14 protein-coding genes and 1 tRNA gene are annotated in these 14,439 nt (G+C 38.0%); 12 read left to right on the top strand and 3 right to left on the bottom strand.

Features of this window, described 5'->3' with window-relative positions; all coding sequences use genetic code 11:
- The first annotated feature begins 3 nt into the window (after positions 1-3).
- The 12 genes from gmk (at position 4) to miaA (ending at position 8,517) form a co-directional block, all read left to right on the top strand.
- A complete protein-coding gene (gene gmk / locus BAZ10_RS10255; RefSeq protein ID WP_078771973.1) occupies positions 4-567 on the top strand; it encodes a guanylate kinase in 564 nt (187 codons plus the stop codon).
- A 41-nt stretch (positions 568-608) separates the two neighbouring features.
- On the top strand, positions 609-1,625 hold the full coding sequence (nadA, locus tag BAZ10_RS10260; protein WP_009085683.1) for a quinolinate synthase NadA: 1,017 nt from the start codon (positions 609-611) through the stop codon (positions 1,623-1,625).
- A 77-nt stretch (positions 1,626-1,702) separates the two neighbouring features.
- On the top strand, positions 1,703-2,062 hold the full coding sequence (folB, locus tag BAZ10_RS10265; RefSeq protein WP_078772046.1) for a dihydroneopterin aldolase: 360 nt from the start codon (positions 1,703-1,705) through the stop codon (positions 2,060-2,062).
- A gap of 13 nt (positions 2,063-2,075) precedes the next feature.
- Positions 2,076-3,218 carry a hypothetical protein gene (locus BAZ10_RS10270; RefSeq protein WP_078771974.1) on the top strand — a complete coding sequence of 381 codons (1,143 nt, stop codon included), beginning with the start codon at positions 2,076-2,078 and terminating at the stop codon, positions 3,216-3,218.
- 7 nt (positions 3,219-3,225) lie between these two features.
- Positions 3,226-3,732: an RDD family protein gene (locus BAZ10_RS10275; RefSeq protein ID WP_078771975.1), complete on the top strand. Its 507-nt coding sequence runs from the start codon at positions 3,226-3,228 to the stop codon at positions 3,730-3,732.
- A gap of 68 nt (positions 3,733-3,800) precedes the next feature.
- Positions 3,801-3,871: transfer RNA gene (locus tag BAZ10_RS10280), tRNA-Cys, on the top strand.
- Positions 3,872-4,136: 265 nt separating this feature from the next.
- Positions 4,137-4,733 carry a glycine zipper domain-containing protein gene (locus BAZ10_RS10285; protein WP_024564728.1) on the top strand — a complete coding sequence of 199 codons (597 nt, stop codon included), beginning with the start codon at positions 4,137-4,139 and terminating at the stop codon, positions 4,731-4,733.
- A 165-nt stretch (positions 4,734-4,898) separates the two neighbouring features.
- The gene (aroC, locus tag BAZ10_RS10290) at positions 4,899-5,960 is read left to right on the top strand and encodes a chorismate synthase (protein WP_078771976.1); all 1,062 of its coding nucleotides are present in this window, start codon (positions 4,899-4,901) and stop codon (positions 5,958-5,960) included.
- Positions 5,960-6,538: a thioredoxin family protein gene (locus BAZ10_RS10295; RefSeq protein ID WP_078771977.1), complete on the top strand. Its 579-nt coding sequence runs from the start codon at positions 5,960-5,962 to the stop codon at positions 6,536-6,538. Before aroC ends, BAZ10_RS10295 begins: the two co-directional genes overlap by 1 nt.
- A 10-nt stretch (positions 6,539-6,548) precedes the next feature.
- Complete coding sequence (locus tag BAZ10_RS10300) at positions 6,549-7,100, top strand: TlpA family protein disulfide reductase (protein ID WP_078771978.1); 552 nt, start codon at positions 6,549-6,551, stop codon at positions 7,098-7,100.
- A gap of 57 nt (positions 7,101-7,157) precedes the next feature.
- Entirely contained in the window at positions 7,158-7,496 is a 339-nt protein-coding gene (locus BAZ10_RS10305; protein ID WP_059326054.1) for a YkvA family protein, read from the top strand.
- Positions 7,497-7,581: 85 nt separating this feature from the next.
- The gene (gene miaA / locus BAZ10_RS10310; RefSeq protein ID WP_078771979.1) at positions 7,582-8,517 is read left to right on the top strand and encodes a tRNA (adenosine(37)-N6)-dimethylallyltransferase MiaA; all 936 of its coding nucleotides are present in this window, start codon (positions 7,582-7,584) and stop codon (positions 8,515-8,517) included.
- Between the two features lie 62 nt (positions 8,518-8,579).
- Here the strand turns inward: miaA and BAZ10_RS10315 are convergent, their stop codons facing one another.
- The 3 genes from BAZ10_RS10315 to BAZ10_RS10325 all read right to left on the bottom strand — a co-directional run bounded on the left by BAZ10_RS10315 (position 8,580) and on the right by BAZ10_RS10325 (position 14,420).
- Positions 8,580-9,992: an efflux transporter outer membrane subunit gene (locus BAZ10_RS10315; protein WP_078771980.1), complete on the bottom strand. Its 1,413-nt coding sequence runs from the start codon at positions 9,990-9,992 to the stop codon at positions 8,580-8,582.
- Positions 9,993-10,007: 15 nt separating this feature from the next.
- Positions 10,008-13,184 (bottom strand): efflux RND transporter permease subunit, encoded by a 3,177-nt coding sequence (locus BAZ10_RS10320; protein WP_078771981.1) that lies wholly within the window; start codon positions 13,182-13,184, stop codon positions 10,008-10,010.
- 72 nt (positions 13,185-13,256) lie between these two features.
- A complete protein-coding gene (locus BAZ10_RS10325; RefSeq protein WP_078771982.1) occupies positions 13,257-14,420 on the bottom strand; it encodes an efflux RND transporter periplasmic adaptor subunit in 1,164 nt (387 codons plus the stop codon).
- Positions 14,421-14,439: the final 19 nt, after the last annotated feature.

A 14,439-nucleotide genomic window follows, 5' to 3' on the forward strand; every position in this document is an offset into this window, starting at 1 on the left:
ATAATGAATAAAGTAATCATATTTTCAGCGCCATCAGGAAGTGGCAAAACTACATTGGTAAAGCATTGTTTAGGGCAATTTCCTAAACTTCAATTCTCGATTTCTGCAACAACCCGTGCTCCCCGTGGAGAAGAAAAACACGGAATAGATTATTTCTTCCATACACCGGAAGATTTCAGACAGAAAATAGCTGAAAATGCGTTTGTAGAATTTGAAGAAGTATATACTGATAAGTATTATGGTACGCTGAAAACGGAAGTGGAAAGAATATGGAATTACGGAAACGTAGTTATATTTGATGTAGATGTAAAAGGAGGAGTTAATCTGAAAAAGATATTCGGAGAACAGGCTCTATCTATATTCATTGCACCACCTTCCATTGAGGAGCTGGAACAAAGACTGATTAAAAGAAATACAGATGACGCAGAAACTATTAAAATCCGTGTTGCTAAAGCCGAAGAAGAGATGGCTTATGCAAAGAATTTTGATAAAGTAGTGGTAAATGATGATCTCGCAAAAGCAAAAGAAGAAATTGAAGAGCTGATCGAAGCATTTATTAAAGCATAAAAATTAGTACCTTTAACTATACAATAAAGAACACGTTACTTATGAACGAAACGCTGGAACAAGCAAAATCCAATCTTCCTGTACAGGGATTTTTAAAATATAAGGATCTGATTATTCCTCAGGGAGAAGAGCTGAAACAAGCTATTCTGGATTTGAAGAAAGAAAAGAATGCAGTTATTCTGGCTCACTATTACCAGCCGGGAGAGATTCAGGATATCGCAGATTTCTTAGGAGATTCTTTGCAATTAGCACGTCAGGCAAAAGAAACAAATGCAGACATGATTGCTTTTTGCGGAGTACATTTTATGGCAGAAGCTGCGAAGATTCTTAATCCGACTAAAAAGGTCGTTTTGCCAGATACATTGGCTGGTTGCTCACTGGCTGATGGTTGTAGTGGTGAAGGACTTCGTAAAATGCGTGAGCAACATCCGGATGCTTTAATTGCAACTTATATCAACTGTAATGCGGAAACTAAGGCAGAAAGTGATATTATTGTAACAAGCTCCAATGCGGAAACAATTATCAAAGCTCTACCAACAGATCGCCCGATTATTTTTGCTCCGGATAAAAACCTGGGAAGATATCTATCTAAAAAAACCGGAAGAGATATGATCTTGTGGGATGGAAGCTGTATTGTACACGAAGCATTCTCCATGGAACGTATTGCGCAACAATTAGCAGATCATCCTAATGCAAAACTAATTGCTCACCCGGAAAGTGAAACACCAGTATTGGATCTGGCTCACTTTATCGGATCTACTTCCGCATTGCTGGATTATGTACAGAAAGACGATTGTCAGGAATTCATTATTGCAACTGAAGAAGGGATTCTACACGAAATGAAAAAACGTGCACCTCATAAAACATTAATTCCGGCATTGGTATTTGATGAAAGTTGTAATTGCTCCGAATGTTTCTATATGAAGAGAAACACAATGGAGAAATTATACTTGTGTATGAAATATGAGTTGCCAGAAATCTTAATCGATGAAGAACTGCGTTTAAAAGCACTGAAGCCTATCGAGGCGATGTTGGATCTATCGAAGAGTATAAAATAAAATTAAAACAAACTATTAAAAATATTAAAAAAGTTTTGTTCAGTAATTGGCAAAACTTTTTTAGTTTTATGACCATTATGATTTCAAAAATTATTTTAGAAAATATCAAGATTTATGCTTATCATGGTGTATTACCGGAAGAGAAAATTCTGGGAACTTATTACTTGATTAATGCAGAAATTCATGCAGATTTGTGGAAAGCAACTAAAAGCGATGATCTGAAAGATACCATTAACTATGCATTGGTAAACGAGATTATTCATCAGGAAATGAAAATACCATCTCAGTTGTTAGAGCACGTTATTGGCAGGATTATGAAGCGTATTGCTGCAGAATTTAAACAGGTAAACTTTATTAAGATTAAACTGACTAAAGTACAGCCTCCGATGCCTGGTGAAATGACAGGAGTAAGCCTGGAGATGGAAAGAGCATTCTAACAGCATATTAAGGATGAAAAAAGCTTTATTTTGTTTAGTATTCCTGTGTTTACTTTTTTCTTTTTCGTTTGGACAGAAGGGGAGGTATATTCTGGAGGGGAATATTGGGAAGTTACCTGTTGTTTTCATGCTGGACGATTATGGTAATAATGATCTGTCGGCAAAATATTATTATAAATCAATGCTTCGGGATATCAGGCTGGAATATGAAAAAGCAGACAATGGAGATGTCATTTTTAGCTTTGCCGACAACTACATAAAATACAATGAGAAGTTCGTGCTGAAGAGAAAATCGGTAACGATCTTTGAAGGAATATGGAGAGATAATAAGAATAAAGAATTACCGGTTAGTTTGCACGAGGCAGATTTATCACAAGTTAAAAATCCTTTTTTGGATAGTGATTATATTCAACAACTAAAAACAGAATCACCAGAAGATTTTATCAGATCCTCTTATATGGTTTTCAGAAAAGATTCGATATCAGATTATAACGGACACAAGTCTGATTGGTATTCCGAAAAATTCTCAAAAACAAGTTTTATGAGAATATCGGTAACTGAAAAGTCAGAAGCCAGAAGTAACATTAATAAGAAGTTATTTGATATGCACCTGAAAATGGCTATTGGTCAGCTTAGTTGTTCCAATTATTCAGCATATAACGATGCTAAAGGAATAGATTATTCTACAAAAATTTCTTATTGGGATAGCAATCTTTTGGGGTTTAGTAATTTTTCAAGCTACTTCTGTGGTGGGGCACATCCTGACTTTGGTTCTGAAGGTTATCTTTTCGACTTACATAGCGGGAAAGAATATGAACTGGATGATATTATAGCATTTGACAAATCAGTTACCACAGAGGCTAAAACCAATTTTACAAACTATTCTGCTTACAGATCCAATTTTTTTGCTCCAATTTTAGCTAAGCTTATGATAAAGCAGTACAAATTCGAAAAACCAAAAGATGACGAAGAAGACCCTTGTGACTATACAAATGTTGAATATTGGAATTTTCCCAGCTGGACTTATACAAAAGAAGGAATAGTATTTACGCCGATATTTTACCGTGCAGCGAGATCTTGTGAAGATTCATTTCTTCTTCCTTTTAAAATACTAATACCTTATAAAAATAAAAACTTCAAATACCAACTCAAATAAATATTCTATGACAAACAATTACACCCTTGTGGAAAAATCCCAGGCAACTAAATGGACACGATTTTTTAATTACATTATAGATGCTACTATTTTTTATATTTTAATTTTTCTGTTCGGAGGCCTATTGGGAGTATGGTATTCCTTAACACAATCCGAATTGGCATATTCTATTATACAAGCTATGACTAACGCCAGCAGGCTGGTGGATCAATTTGTTACAATGATTATGTATGCTACATTTATGTTCGTGCAGGAATGGATTTTTAAAGGCAGATCGATTGGTAAGTTTATTACAAGTACCAAAGCTGTTAATGAAACGAATCTTCCCCTAAATGTTATTGACTTGCTAAAGAGAAATTTTACAAGGGCTGTTCCTTTTGAAGCATTCTCATTTTTCGGGCAAAACGGTTTTCATGATAAATGGTCCAATACACGAGTGGTCAATATCAAGCAATTTGAAGAAAGTCTCAAACTTAGAGATGAAATGGAGGAAATAGGGCAGGTTGTGGTCTGAAATTTTAAAAGATTTTGAGGAAACATTTTATCTTTAAAGAAATATTGCTATATTTGCAGACCTAAAACGGTGCTTTGGCCGAGTGGCTAGGCAGTGGTCTGCAACACCATCTACAGCGGTTCGAATCCGCTAGGCACCTCTTAAAAACCTCTGATTATTCAGAGGTTTTATTTTTCTAAAAATTTTGTATCTGTAATACAGCTATATACGAAATTTATTTTTTTACTATAAAAATAAATTTTCTTTCCGATACTAAAACCTAATATTTATCGTTGTTTCATTAGATCAATGACTTTTTGTCCATAATAATTAACATTTCTTAACGATAGAATGGAATCAATATTGGAGAGCATAGGAAATAAATGCTTTGAAAAGTCTTTTTTTTCAGAGGTAAAACGAGAGATATGAAAAATATAGTATTAACCGGATTGGTAACAACATTGCTATTGGCTTCTTGTAATAAAGGAGATCAGAAAGTAGAAGGACCTACTGTAGCACAGCAAAAACTAGATTATCAGGCAAAGCAACTGGAAATTGAAAAGCAGAAGCTGGCCATAGAGAAAGAAAAATTTGCTTTTGAGCAGGAGAAGAAAGCAGATAGCCTGGATAAAGCTAAGAAAACAGCAGTAGCAGCATCTTCTGTAGCTGCCGGAAAAGCTAATTACGCAGGAAATACAAATTATACACCAAGAAAGAAACGTACAAAGAGAAGCTCATATAGTGGCAACTCTGGTTACAATGGTGGATATGCGAATAACGGAAGCTCAGGAAACAGCGGTTACTCCAATGCAGGAGTACAGCAGCCACAAAAGAGAGGTATGTCTTCAGCAGCTAAAGGTACCATTATCGGTACTGTAGGTGGTGCAGCAGCAGGTGCATTGATCAGCAAAGGAAACAGAGGAGCCGGAGCTGTAATTGGTGGTATTCTTGGAGCCGGAGCAGGATATGCAATCGGTAGAGCAAATGACAGAAAGACAGGTAGAGTACAACCAAGATATTAATTTACTTTTACTTAAATTAAGTATAGTTTCGGAGGGATGCAGAGATTGCATCCCTTTTTTATATGTCTTTCGGGCAAAACTATATTTTCGGAATAATTGAAATAGATAAATGAGACCTCTTTTAGAGTAGTTTTTTATTCCAAAATAACCTAATTTTGTATTACTATGTCGAATCAACTAGGTAATTTACTTACACTTAATACTTTTGGAGAAAGCCACGGACTGGCTTATGGTGGAATTATAACAAATTTTCCGGCAGGGCTGGAGGTGGATCTTGAAGCCGTACAGCATGAGCTGGACAGAAGAAAGCCGGGACAGTCTGCAATCGTTACCCAGCGTAAAGAAAGCGATACGGTTAAATTCCTTTCAGGGATTTTTGATGGAAAAACAACCGGTACACCAATAGGCTTTATTATAGAAAACGAAAATCAGAAGTCTAAAGACTACGACCATTTGGCTCAGGCTTACAGACCTTCGCATGCAGATTATACCTACGACCAGAAATTTGGTTTTCGTGACCATCGTGGTGGCGGGAAGTCTTCTGCAAGAGAAACTATTAACTGGGTCGCAGCTGGAGCACTGGCAAAGCAATTATTGGCAGATGTACAGATTAACGCTTACGTATCTTCAGTAGGTGATATTTTCTGTGAAAAGCCATATCAGGATTTAGATTTTAGTAAAATCGACGATAATATTGTTCGCTGTCCGGATGAAGAGACTGCTGAAAAAATGATTACCAGAATCAAGGAAATTAAAAAGCAGGGAAATACAATTGGTGGTACGATTACATGTGTAATCAAAAATGTACCAACAGGCTGGGGAGAACCTATTTTTGGTAAGCTTCAGGCTGAATTAGGAAAGGCTATGCTTAATATTAATGCATGCAAAGGATTCGAATATGGTTCAGGTTTCTGTGGTGCTAAGATGTTGGGAAGTGAGCATAATGATCTGTTTAATGAAGACGGAACCACAAAAACAAACCTTTCGGGAGGAGTTCAGGGTGGTATTTCCAACGGTATGGATATCTACTTCAGAGCTGCTTTTAAGCCTATTGCGACTATTCTGCGTCCGCAGGAAAGTATTGATAAAGATGGCAATTCGGTAACTGTGGAAGGTAAAGGTCGTCACGATCCTTGCGTATTGCCACGTGCTGTACCGGTAGTAGAGGCTTTAGCTGCATTTGTACTGGCAGATATGATGTTAATTAATAAAACGAGAAAACTATAATGGATATTAAAAAATTCTGGGACGAGGCTGTTACTTATAACGAATACTTAAGACATGCCGGAGAAATTTTAGGAAATCCGAGAAACCAGCAGGATGTTGATTATCTTGAATACTATAAGTTAGGAATTCAGAGAATGAACAGAATGTCTGAAAAATACCTTCCTAATGAAAAGCAGGTAGAAGCGCTTGCGCAAAAAAACTTCAAAGGAAGAATACTGATTATTTCTGAAGCATGGTGTGGTGATGCAAGTCAGGCAATACCAGTTGTTGTAAAATTCTTCGAACAATATGAAGTGAAAATTACATACCGCGATCAGGAACCTTCATTAATAGATGATTTTTTAACCAATGGCGGAAAGTCTATTCCGATTATTCTGTTTTTGGATGAAGATTTCAATGTAATAGGTCAGTGGGGGCCGCGTCCGGCACACGGGAAAGAACTTTTAAATAAGCATAAAAACGATCCTGAGAATTATACAAAAGATGATTTCTACCACGAATTACAGGTATATTATGCTAAAAACAGAGGTTATGATACAATTGAAGAACTTCTGGAATTAATCCCTTCAGGTAACTAAAAAAATACAGATGAAAGGTTCAAAAATATGGATATTGGTACTGGTTGCTGTTGTTGCAGTGATCTTTCTGGTGCCGGGTCTTAGAAACTTTTTTAAAGATCAGGTGATGATGAAGCCAACGGTTGAGAAGCTGAATAATGAAGTGACTGTCACCGATGCTGAATATAATATTGAGCTTAAGGGAATGAATGTGCCAGATGCGAATCTTAAAGATTTCAAAGGTAAGGTAGTATTCCTGAATTTCTGGGGAACATGGTGCCCACCATGCCGCCAGGAATGGCCAACAATTCAGAAGTTGTACGATGGTAAAAAGGATAAAATGGATTTTGTTCTTATCGCTATGCAGGATAAAGAAGAAGATGTTGCTAAATTTTTGAAAGAAGGTAATTACACAGTTCCTGTATATATTGCAACAAGTCCGCTTCCGGATAAGTTTCTGGTAAAGATTTTCCCTTCTACATTTATTCTTGACAAGAAAGGAAGAATACTGAAGAAAGAAGAAGGTGCAGATGACTGGAACTCAGATTCTAATCGACAATTTGTAGATACTGTCACAAAATAGACATTGGTACAGATTTTGAGATTTTAATGCTATCAAACCAAAATATAATTTACAGGAATGGCATTAAAAGCATCAAAAATCAGACTGATACAAGAAGCATTCAGACATAAAGGTTTTATCCGAAAGCTTCCGGATTTATTCAGAATGATAAAATTTATTTCAAAAGGAGATTACAAACCCGATCTTAAAGGTTTTATTCTTCCCGGTCTGGCACTTGTATATGCAATATCACCAATCGATGTACTTCCGGACTGGATTCCGGTAATAGGACAAATGGATGATTTGGCAGTATTAGCACTGGCTATGCCGGTACTAATGAAAGAAGTTGAAAAATTTCTAATCTGGGAAGACGACAAGAAAAACGGAATTAAAACCATTGAAGTCGAAGCTCAGTAAAAACAATACACAGAATAAGCCACCCAATTCGGGTGGTTTTTTTATTTTTGACCTTTGAAATGAGGCCTGATAAAAATATCAGGTGATGAATATATTACGGATGAAACAAAATAACAAACTTCTGATCTCTGTTGTTGGACCTACAGGCATAGGGAAAACTAAACTTGCTATTGAAATAGCACAACGCTTCGGAACAGAAATCGTTTCATGCGATGCCCGTCAGTTTTTTAAGGAAATGCCTATAGGTACTGCAATGCCTGATAAAGAGGAACTGGCTGCAGCTCCGCATCATTTTATTGCTAACCTGAGTATTCAGGATGATTATTCTATTGGTAAATATGAAAAAGACGCCCTGAACAAATTAGATGAGCTGTTTCAAAAATATGAAGTTGTAATAATGGTTGGGGGTTCCGGAATGTATGAAAGAGCAGTTATTGATGGGTTAGACAAATTGCCGGAAGCCAATGCAGAAAATATCAAAAAACTGGAAGCTATTTTGGAATCTGAGGGTATTGCAAAACTTCAGGAGCTTTTAAAAGAAGCCGATCCGTTATATTATGATAAAGCCGATACTGAAAATCCAAGAAGACTCCTGAGAGCACTTGATATATTTTGGCAAACGGGAAGTCCATATTCTGAGCTTTTAAACAAGAGCAGAATTGAAAGAAATTTTGATGTTATCAGAATCGGAATAGAAGCGCCAAGAGAGGTTTTATATGACCGAATCAATAGGCGTGTAGACATCATGATGGAGAAAGGCTTACTGAAAGAAGCTACGCTACTTTATCTTTTCCGTGAAAAAACGGCATTACAGACGGTAGGTTATTCTGAGCTATTTAAGTACATGGATGGTGAATGGACATTGGATTTTGCGGTGGAAGAGATAAAGAAAAACAGCAGACGTTATTCAAAACGCCAACTCACCTGGTATCGTAAAGCAGAAGATATCCATTATTTGCGGTTAGGTTATACAGAGGAAGATCTTGAGAAGTTATTGCAACAATTATCCCTTCTAAAATAAAGAATCACGGCTTTCGAGCCGTGATTCACATTAAAATAGATTATATAAAAATGGATTGACATTTATTTCCATCCGCCACCAAGGGCTCTGTAAAGATCTACCATGCTGCTCAAACGCTGGCGTTTGATAGAAGCAAGATTTAATTCTGCCTGAAGCGAATTAGCCTGCGCAGTAATTACTTCCAGATAATTAGCCATTCCGCTTTTGTAAAGCATCTGTGCATTTTTTATCCCGTCTTTTAGGGTAGATACCTGATCAATAGCTGTCACTTCCTGTGTTTTTAGCTGCTCATTTGAAGCCATCGCATCCGATACTTCACCCATTGCATTCAGAACAGACTGACGAAATGCCAGTACATTTTTCTCACGCTGAATTTTTGCAACTTCCAAATCCGTTTTCAATTGTCTTTTCTGGAAGATAGGTTGGGTAATCCCTCCTAAGGCAGAACCGAAAAGAGAAGCCGGAATCTGGAACCAATTATCAAATTTGAAAGAATTAATCCCACCACCTGCAGTAATTTTCAGAGCGGGATACATATTGGCTTGTGCAATACCAACTAAAGCATTAGATTCCAGTAAGGCCAGTTCCTGCTGTCTTACATCCGGGCGGCGGCTTACCAATGCTGCAGGAAGTCCGGCGGAAATATTTGCAGGCATAGAAGCATCTGCAATATCCAGGGATCTGTTCACTGTGTTAGGAGCTTCTCCCGTAAGAATACTTAAAGCATTCTCCTGGATAGCAATATTCTGTTTCAGTTGCGAAATAAGAAGCTCGGTTGACTGTTTCTGTGCTTTTGCCTGTTGAATTCCCAAAGCTGTAGCATCACCGCTGTCCCACATTTTCTGTGTAATGGTTAATGTACTTTCACTTAGTTCCAGATTCGACTCTGCTATTTTCATTTGCTTGTCCAGCATAAGCAGGTTGTAATACCCCTGAGCAATGGCAGCGATAACCTGAGTCTGTATTGCTTTTGACGCTTCATACGTCTGTAGATACTGCATTTTGCTTACTTCCTTCTGGTTTTTAATTTTTCCCCAGATATCTGCTTCCCAAGAGAGGTTGAAAGCTGCATTATAGTCTTCTACATGGTTTTTTCCGATAAATAGATTCAGACTCTGGCCATTCATACTGTTTTTAGAAGGCCTTGATATCTGTGCCGATGTCGTAAAATTAATATCAGGGAATTGTAAATATTTGGCCTGCAATAATCTTTCCTGCGACGCGGCTACCTGCTTCAATGCAATCTGTAAATCGAGATTATGGTTAATCCCTTTTTCTATTAACTGCTGAAGTGTCTGATCACCGAAAAATTGTTTCCAACTCATATTGGCAATACTGGCTGTATCAGCAGTTGCCGTAAAACGAAACTCCGAGGGCAGCTGAAGATCAGGCTTTGTATAAGCTACTCTGGTTTTACACGAAACCACAATTGCGGCCAGTGCTACTACCAGAAATATTTGATGTATTCTTTGCATGTCTATTAAATAATTTTAGTGTGAAGCAGAATGTTGATGAGCTAATTCTTTCTGAAGTGCTCTGCGTTTTTTCTTGCTTGGCATTTTTTCATGCAGGTACTGGAAGATTACATATAATACAGGAATAATGAAGATTCCCAGTAAAACTCCGGTAAGCATTCCGCCAACAGTACTGATTCCGATAGAATGATTTCCTTTAGCCGACGCACCTTGTGTCCAAACCAATGGAAGCATACCAATAATGAAGGCGAAAGATGTCATCAGAATAGGACGAAGTCTTAATTTTGATGCCTGAAGCGCTGATTCTATCAGTGATTTACCTGCTTTTCTTCGCTGAACAGCAAATTCTACAATCAGGATTGCATTTTTCGCCAATAAACCAATAAGCATAATCAGTCCCACCTGAACATAAATATTGTTGTCGATTCCTGCCAATCCGGTGAAAGCATATACTCCGAATATCCCCGTCGGAATAGTCAGAATAATAGCGAACGGAAGAATATAACTCTCGTATTGTGCAGAAAGAAGGAAGTAAACAAATAGTATACTCAATAGGAAGATAAATACAGTCTGTCCGCCAGCTTTAATTTCTTCACGGGTAATACCCGTCCATTCATAGCCATAGCCACGAGGAAGTGATTGTTTAGCTACTTCTTCTACTGCTTTAATGGCATCTCCGGTACTATATCCTGGTTTTGGTGTTCCGTTGATGGTTACAGAATTGAACAAGTTATTTCTTGTAACTGTTTCAGGTCCATATGTTCTTTTTAGTTTAACTAGTGTTTTAGTTGGAACCATTTCGCCCATATTGTTTTTCACATAGATGCCTTCCAGTGAGTTGATATCTGTACGATACGGAACATCAGCCTGTGCCATTACCCGGTAATATTTACCAAATCTGTTGAAATCGGATACGAAGCTACTACCGAAATAGATCTGCATAGTCTGCATAAGCTCCGTAATAGATACACCTAGTTGTTTTGCTTTTTCAGAATCAACTTCTATGGTATACTGTGGGTTTCCGGCAGCAAATGTAGTAAAGGCAAATGCAATTTCCTTTCTCTTCATCAATTCACCAATAAACGCCTGAGCTGTTGTTCCCAACTGCTCGAAAGAACCATTGGTTTTGTCCTGCAGCATAAATTCAAAACCACTGACATTACCAAACCCTTGTACAGTAGGGAAGTTAAAGAAGAACGCATTAGCATCTTTTACAGCACTTACTTTTCCGGTTAAGGTAGCAGCAATCTGATCGGGATCTTTTAGATCTCCTCTTTTATCAATGTCTTTCAGTCTGATGAAACCTGCCGAGTATGGTGATGCATTGGCATTACTGATAAAGTTTAGTCCGTCTGCTACCCAAAGGTGATTCGTTGCACTTTCCTTTTTTACAATTTTATCTATTTCCTCTGTAGCCCGGTGAGTTCTTTCTAATGAACTTCCCGGAGGAGTATTTACAGCATATAATACAAAGCCCTGGTCTTCTGTCGGGATAAATCCGGATGGTGCTTTGTTGATTAGAAAAACACTGATTCCGGTAATTAATGCAAGACCAGTTACAGCAATCCATTTATTCTTAATCAAAAACTTAAGACTGTAAATGTATTTACGTGTCATCGTGTTGAACGCTGCATTGAAAGCTCTAAAGAATTTAGCTCCAAACCCTTTTTTCTCCTGATGACCATGTTCGCCCTGAGGATCATCCAAAAATAAAGCACATAATGCCGGACTTAGTGTAAGAGCATTAATCGCTGATATAATAATGGCGATAGCCAGAGTAAAGGCAAACTGTCTGTAGAAGACTCCGGCAGGTCCCTGCATAAATCCTACAGGAACAAATACTGCAGACATAACCAGAGTAATAGAAATAATAGCCCCGGAGATCTCACTCATAGAGCTCATTGTAGCTTGCTCTACAGGCATACCGGTCTGCTCCATTTTGGAGTGGACTGCTTCCACAACAACAATAGCATCATCTACAACAATACCAATCGCCAGTACCAATGCAAATAAGGTAAGCATGTTGATACTGAAGCCAAACAGCTGAAGAAAGAAGAATGTACCGATAATAGCCACCGGAACAGCAATTGCCGGAATTAATGTAGATCTGAAATCCTGAAGGAAAATGAAAACAACGATAAATACCAGTACAAACGCAATAACCAATGTCTCCACAACCTGATGGATAGAAGCATCCAGGAAGTCCTTGGAGTTATACATGATGATTGGTTTCACACCTTTTGGAAGAGTAGTAGAGAACTCATCGACCTGCTTCTCAATTTGTGTAAGAATTTCATTAGCGTTGGAGCCTGCTGTTTGCAGAATTGCAAACCCGGCTACAGGCTTACCATCTACGCGGTTTGCTGCTGTATAGGTATAAGAACCTAATTCTACTCTGGCAAGGTCTTTTAATCTTAGGAATGAACCATCTGAATTAGCTTTGATTACAATGTTTTCATAGTCATCATTCTTATTCAGTTTACCTTTATATTTAAGGATGTATTCATAAGTTTCTTTACTCCCTTGGCCCAAACGGCCAGGCGCTGCTTCCAGGTTATGATCTTTAATTGCTGCCATTACTTCCTGAGGCGAAAGATTATTTGCAGCAAGACGATCTGGCTTCAGCCAAATTCTCATAGAGTAATCTCTTGTACCAAATACCTGTGCCTGTGCAACTCCCGGAATACGCTGTATCTGAGGAATAACATTTATCTTCAGGTAATTTTGCAAGAATAGTTCGTCATATTGTTTAGGATCTTCACTGTATAATCCCATGAACATGATAAAACTGTTCTGTACTTTCTGTGTCGAGATTCCGGACTGGGTTACTTCCTGAGGAAGCTGACTCATTGCCTTGGAAACTCTGTTCTGAACATTTACAGAAGCATTATCCGGATCTGTTCCCTGTTTGAAAAATACATTCAGGGTCATTGTTCCGTCGTTACTGGAGTTGGACGTCATATAGGTCATGTTTTCCACACCGTTCACAGCCTCTTCAATAGGGTTCGCTACCGATCGGGCAACGACTTCCGCATTAGCTCCCGGGTAGAAAGCTGTAACCTGTACACTTGGAGGTGCAATATCCGGAAATAGTGTAATCGGAAGGTTAAACAATGAAAGAGTTCCCAGTAATAGTAGTATTATAGAGATAACGGTAGAGAGTACCGGTCTTTCGATAAATTTTTTTAACATAAGAATTGAATTTTCGGAGTATTATTTTGGGAATACTCCGTATTGTTATGATGTTAATAATTTCATTGTCAGCTATAGAGGCTTGGCCTGAAGCAGACTGTCGGAGGAAAGCGCTTTTGGATTTACAACAGCACCATCTTTCAGCATTCCCAAACCAGTATAGACAATTTTATCACCAGCCTTAAGGCCGTCGGAAACAAAATAGTAGCTGTCCGTTTTTCCGGAAATGCTGATAGGCTTGCTGGTTACTTTTTTATCTTTCCCCAGAATGTACACATAGGTTTTATCCTGAATTTCAAAGATTGATTCTTGAGGAACAACCAATGCATTGCTCAATAATTGAGGCATACGTACCTTACCGGTATTTCCGTTTCTTAGTGTTCCGTTGGCATTAGGGAATACAGCTCTTATGCTTATCGCTCCTGTGCTTTTGTCGAATTGACCGTCAATAATACTCATTCTTCCTTTTTGAGGATAAAGACTGTTATCGGCAATAACAAGATCTACCATTGGCATATTTTTGATTTTTTCTTCCAGAGTGGCACCTGTATATTTATTCTTAAAGGCAATAAAGTCCAGTTCACTTAGTGAGAAATAGGCATAGATCTGGCTAACGTCCGAAAGTGTAGTCAACGGATTTGCATCTGCTCTGGAAATAAGACTTCCTTTCTTATTCGGAATTCTTCCAATATATCCACTTACAGGTGCAGTAATAGTTGTAAATCCGGCATTAATTCTCGCATTTCCCAATGATGCTTTTGCCTGTTCCGCAGCTGCCACAGCTACAGCATAATTGGCTTTTGCTGTTTTCAGTTGTACATCCGAAACAACTTTGGAACTTACAAGGGGAATTAAACGGTCTACTTCAACTTTAGCCTTCTGTATATTGGCATTGGCAGCTTGTAAATTGGCTTGTGCCATGTTTACCTGCTCTCCGTATGTACGGGAATCAATTTTGAACAAAGGTTGTCCGGCTCTTACAAAAGACCCTTCTTCTACATAGATTTTATCAAGGTAACCGTCTACCTGTGATCTGATTTCTACATTATTTTTTCCTTCCAAAGCAGCAGGAAATTCCTGATAGGTAGTTGCCGGGGAGGAAACTACTGTATATACAGGTACCTGAGGTGGAGGTGGTGCCTGGCCCGCTGTTTCCGAGGCCTTGCTACAACTGTTTAGTAGTATTATGATACCAGAAAGCAGTATAATAACTCCTGATTTTTCAAGCATTTTCATTATAATTTCAGATTTTTTT

It is taken from the genome of Elizabethkingia occulta (assembly GCF_002023715.1).
In the GTDB taxonomy this organism is placed as follows: Bacteria; Bacteroidota; Bacteroidia; order Flavobacteriales; family Weeksellaceae; genus Elizabethkingia; species Elizabethkingia occulta.